18 protein-coding genes are annotated in these 15,315 nt (G+C 74.8%); 16 read left to right on the top strand and 2 right to left on the bottom strand.

Translation table 11 applies throughout. The features are described 5' to 3' along the window. The first annotated feature begins 79 nt into the window (after nt 1-79). From BM064_RS28310 to BM064_RS04645, 4 genes are all read left to right on the top strand, one after another. Nucleotides 80-1,384, top strand: coding sequence for a calcium-binding protein (locus BM064_RS28310; RefSeq protein WP_177236143.1), 1,305 nt, complete (start codon nt 80-82; stop codon nt 1,382-1,384). Between the two features lie 264 nt (nt 1,385-1,648). Next, nucleotides 1,649-2,287 carry an SCO family protein gene (locus tag BM064_RS04655; protein WP_092858343.1) on the top strand — a complete coding sequence of 213 codons (639 nt, stop codon included), beginning with the start codon at nt 1,649-1,651 and terminating at the stop codon, nt 2,285-2,287. 115 nt (nt 2,288-2,402) lie between these two features. Beyond that, on the top strand, nt 2,403-2,972 hold the full coding sequence (locus tag BM064_RS04650) for an ActR/PrrA/RegA family redox response regulator transcription factor (RefSeq protein ID WP_092858341.1): 570 nt from the start codon (nt 2,403-2,405) through the stop codon (nt 2,970-2,972). Between the two features lie 539 nt (nt 2,973-3,511). Next, nucleotides 3,512-4,471 carry an ornithine cyclodeaminase family protein gene (locus tag BM064_RS04645; protein WP_092858339.1) on the top strand — a complete coding sequence of 320 codons (960 nt, stop codon included), beginning with the start codon at nt 3,512-3,514 and terminating at the stop codon, nt 4,469-4,471. Between the two features lie 347 nt (nt 4,472-4,818). Here the strand turns inward: BM064_RS04645 and BM064_RS04640 are convergent, their stop codons facing one another. Beyond that, nucleotides 4,819-5,457, bottom strand: a complete 639-nt coding sequence (locus BM064_RS04640) for a hypothetical protein (RefSeq protein WP_092858337.1) — start codon at nt 5,455-5,457, stop codon at nt 4,819-4,821. Nucleotides 5,458-5,865: 408 nt separating this feature from the next. Here BM064_RS04640 and ffh point away from each other — a divergent pair, with 408 nt between their 5' ends. The 9 genes from ffh (at nt 5,866) to rplS (ending at nt 12,052) form a co-directional block, all read left to right on the top strand. Then, nucleotides 5,866-7,413: a signal recognition particle protein gene (gene ffh / locus BM064_RS04635; RefSeq protein ID WP_092858334.1), complete on the top strand. Its 1,548-nt coding sequence runs from the start codon at nt 5,866-5,868 to the stop codon at nt 7,411-7,413. Continuing rightward, entirely contained in the window at nt 7,410-7,943 is a 534-nt protein-coding gene (locus BM064_RS04630; protein WP_092858332.1) for a GNAT family N-acetyltransferase, read from the top strand. Before ffh ends, BM064_RS04630 begins: the two co-directional genes overlap by 4 nt. After that, nucleotides 7,940-8,479: a GNAT family N-acetyltransferase gene (locus tag BM064_RS04625; RefSeq protein WP_092858330.1), complete on the top strand. Its 540-nt coding sequence runs from the start codon at nt 7,940-7,942 to the stop codon at nt 8,477-8,479. The genes BM064_RS04630 and BM064_RS04625 overlap by 4 nt, the downstream gene beginning before the upstream one ends. A 17-nt stretch (nt 8,480-8,496) precedes the next feature. Next, nucleotides 8,497-8,844 (top strand): chorismate mutase, encoded by a 348-nt coding sequence (locus BM064_RS04620; protein WP_092858328.1) that lies wholly within the window; start codon nt 8,497-8,499, stop codon nt 8,842-8,844. A gap of 181 nt (nt 8,845-9,025) precedes the next feature. Then, on the top strand, nt 9,026-9,439 hold the full coding sequence (gene rpsP, locus BM064_RS04615) for a 30S ribosomal protein S16 (RefSeq protein WP_092858326.1): 414 nt from the start codon (nt 9,026-9,028) through the stop codon (nt 9,437-9,439). A 138-nt stretch (nt 9,440-9,577) separates the two neighbouring features. Then, a complete protein-coding gene (locus BM064_RS04610; RefSeq protein ID WP_092858323.1) occupies nt 9,578-10,162 on the top strand; it encodes an EVE domain-containing protein in 585 nt (194 codons plus the stop codon). Next, nucleotides 10,159-10,728 (top strand): ribosome maturation factor RimM, encoded by a 570-nt coding sequence (gene rimM, locus BM064_RS04605; protein ID WP_092858320.1) that lies wholly within the window; start codon nt 10,159-10,161, stop codon nt 10,726-10,728. The genes BM064_RS04610 and rimM overlap by 4 nt, the downstream gene beginning before the upstream one ends. Further along, complete coding sequence (gene trmD, locus BM064_RS04600) at nt 10,725-11,630, top strand: tRNA (guanosine(37)-N1)-methyltransferase TrmD (protein WP_425426138.1); 906 nt, start codon at nt 10,725-10,727, stop codon at nt 11,628-11,630. The genes rimM and trmD overlap by 4 nt, the downstream gene beginning before the upstream one ends. 11 nt (nt 11,631-11,641) lie before the next feature. Next, nucleotides 11,642-12,052: a 50S ribosomal protein L19 gene (gene rplS, locus BM064_RS04595; protein WP_092858318.1), complete on the top strand. Its 411-nt coding sequence runs from the start codon at nt 11,642-11,644 to the stop codon at nt 12,050-12,052. Between the two features lie 209 nt (nt 12,053-12,261). Here rplS and BM064_RS04590 read toward each other — a convergent pair whose 3' ends face one another. After that, nucleotides 12,262-12,915 carry a TetR/AcrR family transcriptional regulator gene (locus BM064_RS04590; protein WP_218160952.1) on the bottom strand — a complete coding sequence of 218 codons (654 nt, stop codon included), beginning with the start codon at nt 12,913-12,915 and terminating at the stop codon, nt 12,262-12,264. A gap of 88 nt (nt 12,916-13,003) precedes the next feature. Here BM064_RS04590 and BM064_RS04585 point away from each other — a divergent pair, with 88 nt between their 5' ends. From BM064_RS04585 to BM064_RS04575, 3 genes are all read left to right on the top strand, one after another. Further along, nucleotides 13,004-13,390 (top strand): darcynin family protein, encoded by a 387-nt coding sequence (locus tag BM064_RS04585; RefSeq protein WP_092858314.1) that lies wholly within the window; start codon nt 13,004-13,006, stop codon nt 13,388-13,390. Nucleotides 13,391-13,611: 221 nt separating this feature from the next. Then, nucleotides 13,612-14,445: a class I SAM-dependent methyltransferase gene (locus tag BM064_RS04580; RefSeq protein WP_177236142.1), complete on the top strand. Its 834-nt coding sequence runs from the start codon at nt 13,612-13,614 to the stop codon at nt 14,443-14,445. Beyond that, nucleotides 14,442-15,311: a CE1 family esterase gene (locus BM064_RS04575; RefSeq protein ID WP_092858310.1), complete on the top strand. Its 870-nt coding sequence runs from the start codon at nt 14,442-14,444 to the stop codon at nt 15,309-15,311. Before BM064_RS04580 ends, BM064_RS04575 begins: the two co-directional genes overlap by 4 nt. Nucleotides 15,312-15,315 lie beyond the last annotated feature (4 nt).

Below are 15,315 nucleotides of genomic sequence, written 5' to 3'. Positions count from 1 at the left end.
AGAGCTGGCGGGGCGGCGGCGTTCATCGTAGCATTCCCCTGGGTCAAGGGGAATGGCCCGGACAACGGGAGGGCCGGCCATGCCGGGACGCAAGGCGAAGTTCAAGCAGACCTCGGCGCTGGCGGAGGGCTACGAGTCGCCGGCCGAGGCGCTGGCGCGCATCTACGGCGCGGAAGACTTCGACCTGACCTTCGAGCGCACGGGCCGCAAGGGCGAGCTGGTGTTGGAGGGCGCCGGCCTGCGCGCCGTGCTGCGGGTGACGCTGGACCGCAAGGGGCGCGAGAAGGACATCGAGCAGGTCGAGATCCGCGACGCCGCCGGGCGGCTGCTGGCGCGCGGCGAGAACCTGGAGGCGGACGTGGACCGCTTCTTCCGCGAGTTGAACCGGGCGCTGGACCATTACGAGGACGGCGACGTCGACGGCGCGCTGCACCACCTGGCGAACCTCTACGAGGACCTGCCGATGCGCTTCGTGGGGACCCGGGCGGGCGACCGGATCCTGGGGACCACGGGCGCGGACGCGATCCTGGGCCGGGGCGGCTCGGACGTGATCCTGGGCTCGCTGGGGCGGGACATGGTGGACGGGGGCGGGGGGTACAACTCGCTGTTCTACGGCTCGGTCGAGGTGAAGACCAGGCAGGAGGGGCTGAAGGCGGACCTGTCGAAGAACAAGGCGACGATCCTGGGCGACAAGCAGGAGATCAGGAAGTTCGTCGAGCTGGGCGGCACCGACGGGCGCGACCAGATCAAGGGCGACGCGCGGGGCAACTACCTGTCGGGCGGGGACGGCGACGACCGGCTCGACGGGGCGGGGGGCGACGACTTCGTCTACGGCGGGAACGGGCGCGACCGGCTGTTCGGCGGCTCGGGCGACGACTACGTGGACGGGGGGAACGGCGACGACGAGGTCTCGGGCGGCTCGGGCGACGATTTCGTCTACGGCGGGGCCGGGCACGACGCGGTGGACGGCGACAGCGGCGACGACACGCTCGAGGGCGGCGCGGGGAACGACACGGTGAACGGCGGCTCGGGCGCGGACGTGGTGCGGGGCGGCGAGGGCGACGACACGGTCTCGGGCGGCTCGGGCGACGACGTGGTGGACGGCGGCTCGGGGGACGACACGCTCGAGGGCGGCGGCGGGACCGATACGCTGACCGGCGGCGGCGGGGCGGACGAGTTCCGGCTGAGCTCGCAGACCGGCGCCGACGTGGCCGCCGACTTCCAGCCCGGCGAGGACCGGATCCGCGCCGACGTCCCCTTCGCGGAGCTGACCTTCACGGACATCGAGGGCGGGACCGAGATCCGCACCTCCGGCGGCGCGCTGGTCGGCACGGTGCTGGGCGTGGACGCCGCCACGCTCAACGACGCCGACGCCTTCCTGTGAGCGGGCGGGGAGCGGCCGGGCCGGCCGCTCCCCGCCGCAGGCGCTCCGACGCCGCAGGCGTCCCGACGCCCCGGCGCCCCGACGACCCGGCAGGGCCTGCGGCACGGGTCGGCCGGGTCGGAACCGCCCCCGAACGCCCCTGCGGGCCGCGGCGCGGCGCGGCGCGGCCTCGCGTCGCGCGGGGTTTCCCCGGCGCGCCGGCTCGGCCATCTATGCGCCGCGCGGGACGGACCCTGTCTCCGCGCCGCTGCCGGAGGACCCCCCATGCCCAAGCCCAACGCCGCCCGCGCCGCCGCCTTCGCCGGTCTGGCCGTCGCCGTCGCGGGGCTGGGAGCCGGCGCCTGGTTCGCCTTCGGCCCCGCCGACGGAGAGGACCGCTTCGCCCAGTGCCGCGCCTCGGCCCTGGCCCCCGGCGCGGCGAGCATCGGCGGCCCGTTCGAGATGACCGACCACACCGGCGCGACGGTCACCGACAAGGAGGTGATCGACGGGCTGACGCTGGTCTACTTCGGCTACACCTTCTGCCCGGACGTCTGCCCCTTCGACACCGCCAACATGGCCCAGACCACCGAGATCCTCGAGGAGCGCGGGATCGACGTCACGCCCGTGTTCGTCACCATCGACCCCGCCCGCGACACGCCGCAGGCGCTGTCGGACTTCGTGGGCGCCCTGCACCCGCGCATGGTCGGCCTGACCGGCACGCCCGAGCAGACCGCCGCCATCGCCAAGGCCTACAAGGCCTATTACGCCAAGCAGGGCGACGACCCGGAAGTCTACCTGATGGACCACTCCACCTTCACCTACCTGATGGCGCCGGACGGGAGCTTCCTGGACGTGTTCCGCCGCGACATCCCGCCGGCGGACGTGGCCGAGCGGGTGCAGTGTTTCGCGGACAGACTGTGAATTCCGCGTTTTTTTGGCCCGCCCGCGACGATCCGTCCTCGCGCGCCTTTGACACGGCGCTCGATTTCCATAGTGTCCCCCCAGATTCGCCGGGCGAACGGGAGACGAGCTGTCCATGACCGACCAAGAAGAAGACGACCGGGCCCCGAGGGACATCGGACCCGACAAGTCGCTCCTTGTGCTTGACGACGACGAGCCCTTCCGCCGCCGCCTGACCCGCGCGATGGAGCGTCGCGGCTTCGAGCCGACCCCCGCCGAGAGCGTGGCCGAGGGCCTCGCCCTCGTCCGTCGCGCGCCCCCCGCCTTCGCGGTGATCGACCTGCGGCTCGAGGACGGCAACGGCCTCGACGTGGTCGAGGCCCTGCGCGAGGCGCGCCCCGACAGCCGCATCGTGGTGCTGACCGGCTACGGCGCCATCGCGACCGCGGTCGCCGCGGTGAAGATCGGCGCGACCGACTACCTCGCCAAGCCCGCGGACGCCGACGACGTCGAGGCGGCGCTGCTGTCGGAGGGCGAGCAGAAGCCGCCCCCGCCCGAGAACCCGATGTCCGCCGACCGGGTGCGCTGGGAGCATATCCAGCGGGTGTTCGAGCTCTGCGACCGCAACGTCTCCGAGACCGCGCGCCGCCTGAACATGCACCGCCGGACGCTGCAGCGTATACTGGCCAAGCGCAGCCCGCGCTGAGGGCCCGGCCGGACGACCGACCGACCCGAAGGGCGCCCCAAGCGGCGCCCTTCGTCGTTTCCGCGCCCCCGACGCCGTGCCCCCGACGCCGTGCGCCTGACGCCGCGCGCCCGCGTCCGCCGCCCGGCGGGATCGCGGCCCGCACCTCGCCGGCCGAAGCCGCCCCGTCCCTTCCCGCCCCCCGACGACGCCCGCCCCGGGCGCCCCCGCCGGGAGCCTCCCGCGAAGCGCCTGTTCCCCGGAGCCGTCCGTCGCGGATGCCGACCGGAGCTGCGGCGGGGGCCGGGTCAAGGATCGCGAAGCGACCGCCGAAGGCGGCTCGTCCTTGACCCGGCCCCCGCCGCAGCTCAGGCATCGCAAGCGACGGACGGCTGCGGGGAGCAGGCGCGGCCCTGTTCCCTGGTGAGTTCAGAAGCGGAGCCCCCCGCGCCCCCGCTCACCCGCCCGGGCGCCGCCCCCCTTGCCGGCCCCCCTTGCGCCCCGTCCGCTCACCGATCATCGTCCCCCTCGACCCCCGACAGCCTCAAGGAGCCCCCGCCATGTCCGACCTGCTCTACCTCACGCGCGCGGACGTGGAGGGCCTGGGCCTCACCGCGCGGGAGATGACCGGGATGCTCGCGCGGCTGCTCAAGGGGCTGCGCTCGGGGCGTTCGGAGAACACGCCCAAGCGCGCGATCAACCGGGACGACGGGCGGCTCTACATGTCGATGCTGGCGTCCTCGGACGACCCGCCCCGCTTCGCCACCAAGTCGCTGGGCCTGTCGCCCGCCAACGCGGCCAGGGGCCTGCCCTCGATCGGGGCGCTGATCTGCCTGCACGACAGCGCCACAGGCGCGCCGATCGCGGTGATGGACGGGGACTGGATCACCGGCGTGCGCACCGCCGCGCTGTCGGCGCTGGCCGCCCAGCACCTGGCGCGGCCCGACGCGCAGGTGCTGTCGCTGATCGGGACCGGCGTGCAGGGCTCCTGCCACCTGCAGCTCTTTTCCGAGCTGTTCCCGCTGAAGACCGTGCGCATCCTCGGCCGCGGTCGGGCCAACATCGAGAAGCTGGCGGCCGAGGCCCACGCGCTGGGCCTCGCGACCGAAGAGCCCGACGGGCCCCAGGCCGCGGTCGAGGGCGCGGACCTGGTGGTCTCCTCGGTCACGCCCACGCCGGAGCTGCCGCGGTTCCTCGACCCCGCCTGGCTCGCGCCCGGCGCGTTCGTGTCGATGGTCGAGCTCGCCCGCGCCTGGCAGGTCGACCGCCTCGCCGGCCGCGCCCGGGTGTTCACCGACGACCGCGAGCAGGAGCGGCAGATGGCCGACCCGCTGCTGGCGTTCTCGCTGATCGAGGGCGACCTCGCGGCGCTGGCGAGCGGCGAGGCGCAGGGGCGCCGCGACCCCTCCGAGACCATCGCCTTCGCCTTTCGGGGCCTCGCCATGGGCGACCTCGCGCTCGCCGCGCTCTGCCACGAGAAGGCGCAGGCGGCCGGCGTCGGAACCCGCCTGCCGCGCTGATCGCCGCCTGGCGGCGCCGTCGCGCCCCCTCCCGCCGCAGCCCGGCCGGCGGATATGGGGGAGAGGCCCCGGCTTGAGGCCGGGGCGCCCCCCGGGCTCGACGCGCCCGCCCCTCGCCCCGGCGCGATCCCGCCGCGCCCGGGCTCCCCTCGCCCTCGCCGCCTGGCGGCTCCCCTCGCCGGCGGCGCGCCGCGCCCCCGGGCGCGAGGGCGGGCGGGTGGGGAGCGCTCGGGGGCGCGCGCCGCCCTCCGGGGCGGCGCCATCGGCCGGCGCCGGGAACCGCCGGCGCCCGGAAACGCGGAAGGGGCCCGCAGGCCCCCTCCCAACCCACCGGCGATGGCGCGCCGTCACTCCACCAGCTTGACCACCACGGTGTCGGAGATCTCGACCTCGATCGGGTCGCCCTCGTCGAGGGAGGCGACGAAGGCGCGGGCCTCGTCGTTGGTCAGGTGGTAGCGCACCACGTTGCCCTCGGGCGAGCGGAACACCGCCACGTCGGTCTTGGCGTTCCAGACCACGAAGTTCATCACCGAGCGGGTCAGCCGCCCGCCCACCATCGCCGGCGAGCCGCCGGAGGCCGCGGGGGTCGAGACCACCTCGGACTCGGTGCGCCCGGTCTCGTCTCCGCCCTCGGCGTGCCAGGCGGTGATGGCGCGGGTGCGCATCGCCTCGACCACGTCGCCCGGCTCGACGCCGATGGCGCCCGTCATCTCGGCGGGGGGGCGGTGGGTGAAGACGTCGCCGGTCGAGAGGTCGCGCATCATCACCTGCCCCGCCTCGACGTCGACCGAGAGCACCTCGGCGCGCATCCGCGTGGTCTCGGCGATGGAGACGCCGTCGGGCGCGGCCTCCGTCGCCTCGGGCTCGGCGGTCGCGCAGGCGCCCAGCGCCAGCAGGCCGGCGAGCGCGGCCGCGGCGCGGGCGGCGCGTCCGCGACGGGCCCGGTCGGGCAGGGTTTCGCGGCGGTCGCGGCGCTGGCGGATCATGTCTCGGCTCCCTTGACTGACGGCGACAGGGAGCCCGCCGCGCCGCCCTCCGTCAAGCCCTCCCCCGACGGCCGCGACGCGGCGGCGGCGGGGCGCGGCGCCCCTGCCCCACTCCGGCGCCCCCGGCGGCGCGGCCGGACCGGGCGCGGCCCCCGTCGCCTGCGCCCGTCGCCTGCGCCCGTCGCCTGCGCCCGCCGCGGGCCCGCCCGCCGCCCCTCGCGGTTGACTCCGCCCCGTCTCGCGCGTAAAGGCCGGGCCCAATCCCCGGAAGCCCGACGCTTCCGGTCCCCGCCGTGCGCGGGGATCGCCTCCGGCCAGCGCGTCGCGCCCGCCGGAGCGCTTGACGTTTGCGCCGCCCCTTCCGACCTCCCCGTCGGAACACGGGCCAGGAAGGAAGGAGCGCTGGGCATGTTCGAGAGCCTCTCCGAACGCCTCTCGGGCGTCTTCGAGAAACTCACCAAGCAGGGCGCGCTGTCCGAGGCCGACGTCTCGACCGCGCTGCGCGAGGTGCGGGTGGCGCTGCTGGAGGCCGACGTCTCGCTCCCCGTCGCCCGCGACTTCGTCAAGGCCGTGCAGGAGAAGGCGACCGGCCAGGCGGTGACGAAGTCCGTCACGCCCGGCCAGCAGGTCGTCAAGATCGTGCATGACGAGCTGGTGAAGGTGCTCGCCGGCGACGGCGCCGAAATCGGAAAACTGCGCGTCGACAACCCGCCCACGCCGATCCTGATGGTCGGCCTGCAGGGCTCGGGCAAGACCACGACCACCGCGAAGCTCGCCATGCGCCTGAGCCAGCGGGAGAAGAAGAAGGTCCTGATGGCCTCGCTCGACGTCCGCCGCCCGGCGGCGATGGAGCAGCTGCAGGTCCTGGGCCTGCAGACCGGCGTCGAGGTGCTGCCGATCGTGAAGGGCGAGAGCCCGGTCCAGATCGCCCGCCGCGCCAAGATGACCGCCGAGCAGGGCGGCTTCGACGTCTACATGCTCGACACCGCCGGCCGTCTGCATGTCGACGACGAGCTGATGGACGAGGCCATCGCCGTGCGCGACGCCGTGCGCCCGCGCGAGACGCTGCTGGTGGTCGACGGCCTGACCGGCCAGGACGCGCTGAACGTCGCCGAGAACTTCGACGGCCGCATCGGCGTCACCGGCGTGGTGCTGACCCGCATGGACGGCGACGGCCGCGGGGGCGCCGCGCTCTCGATGCGCGCGGTGACCGGCAAGCCGATCAAGTTCGTCGGCCTCGGCGAGAAGATGGACGCGCTCGAGGAATTCCACCCCGAGCGGATCGCCGGCCGGATCCTGGGCATGGGCGACATCGTCTCGCTGGTGGAAAAAGCCCAGGAGACGATCGAGGCCGAAGAGGCCGAGCGGATGATGAGGCGGTTCCAGAAGGGCCGCTTCGACATGAACGACCTGCAGAAGCAGTTCGAGCAGATGATCTCCATGGGCGGCATGGGCGGCCTGATGGGCATGCTGCCGGGCATGGGCAAGATGCAGAAGCAGATGGACGAGGCGGGGCTCGACGACAAGATCCTCAAGCGCCAGATCGCCATCATCCAGTCGATGACCAAGGAGGAGAAGAAGAACCCCGACCTCCTCAAGGCCAGCCGCAAGAAGCGCATCGCGGCGGGCTGCGGCATGGACGTGGCCGACGTGAACAAGCTTCTGAAGATGCACCGCCAGATGGCGGACATGATGAAGAAGATGGGCAAGATGGGGACCAAGGGCCTGATGCGGGGCGGCCTGGGCGCGCTCTTCGGCGGCAAGGGAGGCGGGATGCCTGCGGGCATGACGCCCCCCGCCGGCATGGGCGGCGCGCCGGGCCAGGCGCCGAAGCTGCCCCAGGGCATGGGCGGGCCCGGTGGATTTGGGGGCGGCGGCATGCCGGGCGGCCTTCCGGGCCTGGGCGGCGGCGCGCCGATGCCGCCGGGCCTGTCCGGCTTCGGGAAGAAGAAATGACCTTCCGCCTCGAGATCCCCACGCTCGAGACCGGCCGGCTGCGCCTGCGCGCGCCGCGCCAGGAGGATTTCGAGCCCTTCGCGGCCTTCTTCGCCGCGCCGCGGACCGAGTATATCGGCGGCCCGCTCGGCCGCTCCGACGCCTGGTGGGGTCTGGCGGGGACGCTGGGCATGTGGGCCTTCCGCGGCTTCGGCATGTGGATGGTCGAGGAGAAGGCCTCGGGCGCCGTGATCGGCCGCGTCGGCCCGTGGCGGCCCGACGGCTGGCCGGAGCCCGAGATCGGCTGGTCCCTGTTCGAGGGGCACGAGGGCAAGGGCTACGCCACCGAGGCCGCGCTCGAGGCGCGCGACTGGGCCTACCGCTCCGCCGGCTGGACCACCGCGATCAGCCTGATCGCGCCGGAGAACGCCGCCAGCAAGGCGGTCGCCACCCGGCTCGGCTGTCACCGCGAGGGCGACTTCGTCCACCCCGAGGAGGGCTGGCACGCCGAGATCTGGCGCCACCCCTCGGCGGCGGAGCTCTCGGCATGACCACCGTCGCGACGATCCCCACGCTGGAGACCGAGCGGCTGGTGCTGCGCGCCCTGCGCGTGGAGGATTTCGAGCCGCTGGCCGCCTTCTACGCCGGCCCCCGCGCCCGCTTCATCGGCGGCCCGATGTCCCGCCAGCAGGCCTGGACCAAGTTCCAGTCCTTCCTGGGCATGTGGGTGCTGCGCGGCTACGGCATGTTCGCCGTCGAGGAGAAGGCCACCGGCCTCCTGGTCGGGCGCGTCGGGATGCAGTGGCACGAGCAGGTCCCCGAGCCGGAGATGGCCTGGTCCCTGCTCGACGGGTTCGAGGGGCGCGGCTATGCGGCCGAGGCCGCGCTCGCCGCGCGCGAGGACGCTTTCCAGCGCCACGGGATCGACGCGCCGATCAGCCTGATCGACCCGGCCAACGCGCCCAGCCTCGCGCTGGCCCGCCGGCTGGGCTGCGTGCGCGAGCCGGGCGATTTCACCTATGCCGACGGCCATGTGGTCGAGGTCTGGCGCCACCCGGCGCGCGCCTCGGCCGGGGCGGCGGCATGACCGGGGGAGGGACGACGATGACGAAGACGGGGACCGACACGGCGACGCAGACCGCCGGGACCCTGGGCGAGCCGGCGCACGTGCTGCGCGCGCGCGAGGTGCTCGCCAAGCTGCGCGGGGACATCGACAACCTCGATGCGATCCTGGTCTACACGCTGGCCCAGCGCTTCAAGGCGACCCAGGCGGTCGGCAAGCTGAAGGCCGAGCACGACCTGCCCCCCGCCGACCCCGACCGGGAGGCCCGCCAGGTCGCCCGGCTGCGCCAGCTCTCGGCCGACGCCGAACTGGACCCCGAGTTCGCGGAAGCCTTCCTGGCCTTCATCATCCAGGAAGTCATCCGCCACCACGAGAAGCTGAAGAGCTGATCGAGACGCCCGGGCCCCCGCGCCCGGGACCGCAAACGGGCCGGAACGCCCGGACGGCAAACCGGGCCCAGGCCCGGATCCCAGACCCCGGGCGCCCGCCCGGACCCGAAACCCCGGGCCAGCGGCCCGACACGACCTCCCGGCGCCCTGCGCCGGACCGACACCCAAGGAGACCAAGACCATGGCCATCAAGATTCGTCTCGCCCGCGGCGGTTCCAAGAAGCGTCCCTTCTACCGCGTCGTCGCCGCCGACAGCCGCGCCCCCCGCGACGGCCGCTTCATCGAGAAGCTGGGCACCTACAACCCCCTCCTGCCCAAGGACTCCGAGGACCGCGTGAAGCTCGACGTCGAGAAGATCCAGGAGTGGATCGCCAAGGGCGCCCAGCCCACCGACCGCGTCGCCCGCTTCCTCGAGGCCGCCGGCGTCCGCGACAAGGCCGAGCGCGCCAACCTCAAGAAGGCCGAGCCGGGCAAGAAGGCCAAGGAGCGCGCCAAGGAGCGCGAGGAAAAGGCCGCGAAGGCCGCCGAGGCCGCGGCCGCCGCCGCCGCCGCTCCCGCCCCCGAGGCGCCCGCCGAGGAAGCCTCGGCCGAGTGACCGGCGCCAGGCGGAGGGTCTCCCTCCGCCCGCCCGCTTCGCCCGTCCGGTCAGCGTCCGCTTCCGCGATCAAGGCTCTGTTAGACCCGACCCGCTAGGCTGCCGCCCTTTCAGGGGCGGACAGGCGGAGGCCGGGCGATGACGAAGAAGCGGGATCGGAAGTTCTGGATCGGCGTCGGCTCCGGCGACCACGTCGAGGAGGCGGTGCAGCGCAGCTTCTGCCTGCTCTCCCACTCGACGGAGACGGCGCTGGAGGCGATGCATCCCGGCGACGGGCTGGCGCTGTTCGTGAAGCGGCCCACCGACCACGCCGCCGAGCTGGTCGAGCGCTTCGAGGCGATCGGGATCATCGGTCCCGGCACCGCCTGGACCCGCGGGCGCGACGGCGGCGTGATCCGCCGCCTGCAGGCCCGCTGGATGGCGCCCGCGCATCCGGTCCACGCCGAGGGGCTCGCCCCCCGGCTGGACTTCATCAAGAACGCGGCCCGCTGGCGCGCCTCGCTGGCCCGGGACCGCAAGGCGATCGGACGCGAGGATTTCGCCCGCATCGCCGACGCGATGGACCTGCCCGGCTTCGCCTGGGAGATCCGACACGACCGCGGGCTGGATTTCGCGGTCGCCGCCGAGGGGCAGGACGCTCCCGGCGTATCGGCCCTGGAGCGGGGGCTGGGGCTGGCCACGCGCGGCAATGACGGAGGACCGTTCAGGATGCGGGCGAAATGAACGAAGATCCGATCGGCAAGGTCTGCGTGGGCGCCATCGCCGGCGCCTTCGGGGTGCGCGGCGACGTGCGCCTGAAAAGCTTCTGCGCCCAGCCCGAGGCCATCGGCGACTATGCGCCCCTGACCGACGAGGCCGGGCGCGAGTTCGGCGTGAAGATCACCCGCCAGGTGAAGGGGGGCTTCGCCGCCCGCCTCACCGGCGTCGCCACCCGCGAGCAGGCCGAGGCGCTGCGCGGCGTGCGCCTCTATGCGCCGCGCTGGAAGCTGCCCTCGCTGCCCACGGACGAGTTCTACCATGCCGACCTGGTGGGCCTGCCGGTCTACGACGGCGGCGGGGTCAGGCTGGGCAAGGTCCGCGCGGTGCACGACTTCGGCGCCGGCGACATGCTCGAGATCGTCTCGCCCGAGTTCCGCCAGCCGGTGATGCTGCCCTTCACCCGCGCCGCGGTGCCGATCGTCGACCTCGCCGCCCACCGCATCGTCGCCGACCCGCCGCCGGGCGTGTTCCCCGGCGACGACGACGACGAGGACGACGGCCCCGGACCCGGCGAGGACGCCGGGGCGTGAGCGACGAGACCGAGCCCGACGCGCCCGAGCCGCCGGCGCCCAGCCGCTCGCACGGGCGGCTGACGATCTCCGCCTCGCGCCGCCCGCGCGACCTGATGGAGGAGACGCGGGTCAAGAACGCCTGGCGCGCCACGGTGCTGACCCTCTTCCCCGGCATGTTCCCGGGTCCCCTGGGCGAAAGCCTGCTGGGCCGCGCGCTCGCCGAAGGGATCTGGGCGCTGGAGAAGGTGCATCTGCGCGACTACGGCCTCGGAAAACACCGGGCGGTGGACGACACCCCCGCCGGCGGCGGCCCGGGCATGGTGCTGCGCGCCGACGTGGTGGCCGCCGCCCTGGACGAGACGCCCCGCCCCGGCCCCGTCCTGATGATGTCGCCGCGCGGACGCCCCTTCGACCAGGCCATGGCCCGCGCCCTGGCCGAGGCCCCCGGCGCGACCTTCATCTGCGGCCGGTTCGAGGGCGTGGACCAGCGCGTGCTGGACGCCCGCGGCATCCACGAGGTCAGCCTCGGGGATTTCGTGATGACCGGCGGGGAAATCGCCGCGATGGCATTGATCGACGCCACGGTTCGGCTTATACCGCGCGTCCTCGGGAACCCCGAGTCCGTGGAGACGGAGTCCTTCTCCGACGGACTGCTGGAAGCCCCGCAGTATACGAGGCCCCCCGTGTGGGAAGGGCGCGAGATCCCGGAGACGCTTCTCTCCGGCAATCACGCCCGGATCGCGGAGTGGCGTCGGCAAGAGGCCGAAAGGCTGACCAAGGAACGACGACCCGATCTCTGGCGGGCGCACCGGGAGCGGCAAGGCTCCGGTCCGGACCCGAAGGAAGCCCAGAGCGCTCGGTCGCGAAACAGTCCGTCCCCCGCCCATCCGGGCGAAGGGAACAAAGACGGCCAGTCATAAGGATAGAGGTCATGAACCTCCTGCAGACGCTCGAGCTCGAGCACGCCAAGGAACTTGGCAAGGCGATCCCCGACTTCCAGGCGGGCGACACCATCCGCGTCGGCTACAAGGTCACCGAGGGCACCCGCACCCGTGTCCAGGCCTTCGAGGGCGTCGTGATCGGCCGCAAGGGCGGCAACGGCATCGGCGGCTCGTTCACCGTGCGCAAGATCTCGTTCGGCGAGGGCGTGGAGCGCGTGTTCCCCATCCACTCGCCCAACATCGATTCGATCGAGGTGGTGCGCCGCGGCAAGGTCCGCCGCGCGAAGCTCTACTACCTGCGCGCGCGTCGCGGCAAATCGGCCCGCATCGTCGAGAAGACCAACTACAAGCCCCGCGAGGGCTTCTCCGGCGGCCGCGCCCTGCCCGGCGCCGGCGAGTAAGACGCGCGGGGCCAGGGCCCCTGCCGACGTCCCGAGGGCGCGCGCCGCAAGGCGCGCGCCCTTCGCGTTTCAGGCCCTGCCCATGGCCGCCCGGCGCGCCGATGGCGTCCGGCCCTCCCGGCCTGCACCCTCCCGGTCGACGCCCCGTCCGCCGCCGACGCCCGCCGCCGACGCCCGAGGCCTCCGGCCGCCCGGCCCCGCCCCTCCCGTCAGACGCTCCCGGTCTGCGGTCCCCCGCCCTCGCCGGCCTGCCCGGGCGCCGCCGCGGCATCTCCCGGGCGGGGCCAGGTCAGGTAGCCCAGCACCGCCGCCTCCAGCCGCGGGCGCAGGGGGGCGGGGTCGGTCTCGCCGGCCCGCGCCGCCGCGTCCACCAGCCCCCGGGCGATGGCGAGCGCGTCGCGCGCGGCCTGCGGCGGGGCGTCGGGGGCGAGGGCGCGCACCGCGGCCTGCACCTCCGCCTCCAGCGCCTGCGCCAGGGCGGCGGCGTCCTCGCGCTGGTCGACCTCCTGCTCCAGCGCCTCCAGCGCCAGGGCGAGGCGCGGGCGGGCGAACTGGTGGCGCAGCGCCGCCTCCAGCATCGCCGACAGCGTCGCGCGCGGGCTGCCGCCCGCCGCCGCGGCCGCGCGGACCTCCGCCAGCAGCGCCGCCCGCTCGCGCGCGGCGAGGGCGGCGACGATCGCCTCCCGGTTCGCGAAATACTGGTAGAGCGAGCCGATGCCCGCCCCCGCCCGCTCGGCGATGCGGTTGGTGGTCAGGGCGCCGCGGCCCTCGGTCTCGAGAATGCGAGCGGCCGCCTCGACCAGCGCCTCGGCCGTGGCGCGCGAGCGGGCCTGTCTGGGCGTCTTTCTCGGGGGATGGGCCATCGGGCGCGGGCGGCCTGGGATGCGAGTTGCGGATGCGAGCATCCGCTCGGATTCTGGTCCGCGACGCAACCCCCACGAGGCTTTCGCGATGACCCAGACCCCTGCCCGTCCCCCGCAGACGACCGGGCCGGCGCCCGTGCCGCTGACCGTGTTCCTGCTGCTGCGCGCCCGCCCCTCGTGGCTGGCGCTGGACCGCTCCGCGCGGGAGGCGCTGGCGGGGCCCGCGCTCGCGGAGGCCTTCGGCGCCCGCGGCATCCGCCTTCGCCACTTCGATGCCGAGGCGTTCCATGGCCGCGTCTCCGACATCGCCATGGCCGAGGTGGACGGCCCCCTAGCCTGGCATTGCGCGATGGAGCGGCTGCGCGACTCGCCCCTCCTCGCCCGGGACCATTTCGAGGTGGTCGACATCCTGCCCGCCATCGAGGACGGCTTCCGCCTCTACGAAGCCGCCGCCGCGACGCTCCCGCAGACGTGAGGGCGGGGCCGGCCGCGCGCCTCCCTCCGCCGCCCGGAGCCCGCCCCGCCCTTCGCCGGCCGCCCTCGCCGGCCCACGGTCGCGCGAGGGCGGCGTGGGGCGGCGTGGGACGGGGCGGCGCGGGCCCGTCGCGCGGCTGGACGCGGGACGCCGGCCGGGCGATGCTCGCGCCGCCGGGGCGCAGGCTCCGCCGCCCGCGATCCAGCCCATCGAGGCCTGCCATGCCCCCGGAGACGTCCCAGCCGCTCGCCGCCAACCTCGCCCGCTGGAACGCGCGGGCCGAGATCCACCTCGCCGACCGCACCGGCTTCTACGACGTCGAGGGCGTGGTCGCGGGAACGCGCGGCTTCGAGGGGGTGAGCGACGCGGACCTCGGCCCGGTGGAGGGGCTGCGCATCGCCCATGTGCAGTGCCACTTCGGCCTCGACAGCCTGATCCTGGCGCGCAAGGGCGCGGTGGTGGAGGGGCTCGACTTCTCCCCCGTCGCCATCGAGGCGGCGCGCGCCCTCGCCGCCCGCGCCGGGCTGCCGGCGAGCTTCCACCTCGGCGACGCCCTGCAGGCGGCGCAGACCATGGGGCCCGGGCGCTTCGACATGGCGTTCGTGACCTGGGGCACGATCTGCTGGCTGCCGGACGTGCGCGCCTGGGGGGCGCAGGTCGCGGCGCTGCTGAAGCCCGGCGGGCGGCTGTTCTTCCGCGACTGCCACCCCTTCGCCCAGATGCTGGACCCGGTCGAGGGGCGGCTCGTCCCCTGCTTCGACTGGCGCACCCCGCGCGAGGCGCCCCTGCGCTTCGAGGAGGCGACGAGCTACAACGGCGACGGGACCGCGCTGCCGGCGGTGGCGGATCACGAGTGGATCCACCCCGTCTCCGACATTCTCGGCGGGCTGATCGCGGCGGGGCTGCGCATCGACGGCGTCGAGGAGCACGACTTCCTGGTCTGGGACATGTGGCCGGGCTGGACCGCGAAGGGCGCCGACGGGCTCTACCGCCTGCCCGAGGGCGCGCCCCGCGTGCCCCTGAGCCTGACGGTGCGGGCGTCGAAGCCGGCATGAGGGGCGCGGGCATCGGACGGGCCCTCGCCGCCGCGCTGGCGCTGGCGACGGCGGCGCTGCCGGCGGGGCCGGCCGCGGCCTGCGGCACGGCGGAGACGGCCTGCGCCGTCTCCGGCCCCTTCGGCGCGGGCGAGTATCGCCTCGCCCTGCCGGAGGGCGCCGAAGGCGCCTCCGCCGCGCCCCTGCCGGTGGTGATGGTGCTGCATGGCTACGGCGGCCAGGCCGCGGTCGCGATCCGCTCGCCCACGCTCGCCGGCGAGTGGCTGGCGGCGGGCTATGCCGTGATCGCCCCCCAGGGGGCCCCGCGGTCCCAGGGCGACCCGGGAGGCGCCTGGAACGCGCGCGGCGAGCCCGGCGCGCGCGACGACGTGGCCTTCCTGCGCGCGGCGCTGGCCGATGCGGCGAGCCGCGCGCCGATCGACGCCGCGGGGGCGCTGCTGGGCGGCTTCTCGGGCGGCGGCATGATGACCTGGCGGGTCGCCTGCGAGGCGCCCGACGCCTTCCGCGCCTATCTCCCGGTCGCGGGCCTGCTGTGGCGCCCCCTGCCCGAGACCTGCGCCGGCCCCGCCCCGATGCTGCACCTGCACGGCTGGAGCGACCCGGTGGTCCCGCTCGAGGGACGCTCGGTCGCGGGCGGGCGGATCACGCAGGGGGACCTCTTCGCGGGGCTCGGCCTGATGCGCGCGGCGAACGGCTGCGCGAAGGACGATCCGGACGGCTACCGGCTCGACCCCCGCTTCTGGCTGCGCGAGTGGACCGGCTGCGCCGGCGCCCCGCTCGCCTTCGCGCTCCACGCGGGCGGGCACGAGACGCCGCCCGGCTGGGCGGCGCTGGCGCGCGACTGGCTCGAACGTCTGCCGGAGTGAGCGC

This window comes from Albimonas pacifica, assembly GCF_900113695.1.
GTDB lineage: Bacteria > Pseudomonadota > Alphaproteobacteria > Rhodobacterales > Rhodobacteraceae > Albimonas > Albimonas pacifica.
Note: the sequence above shows the minus strand (reverse complement) of the source record. Positions and strands in the feature narration are given on the sequence as shown.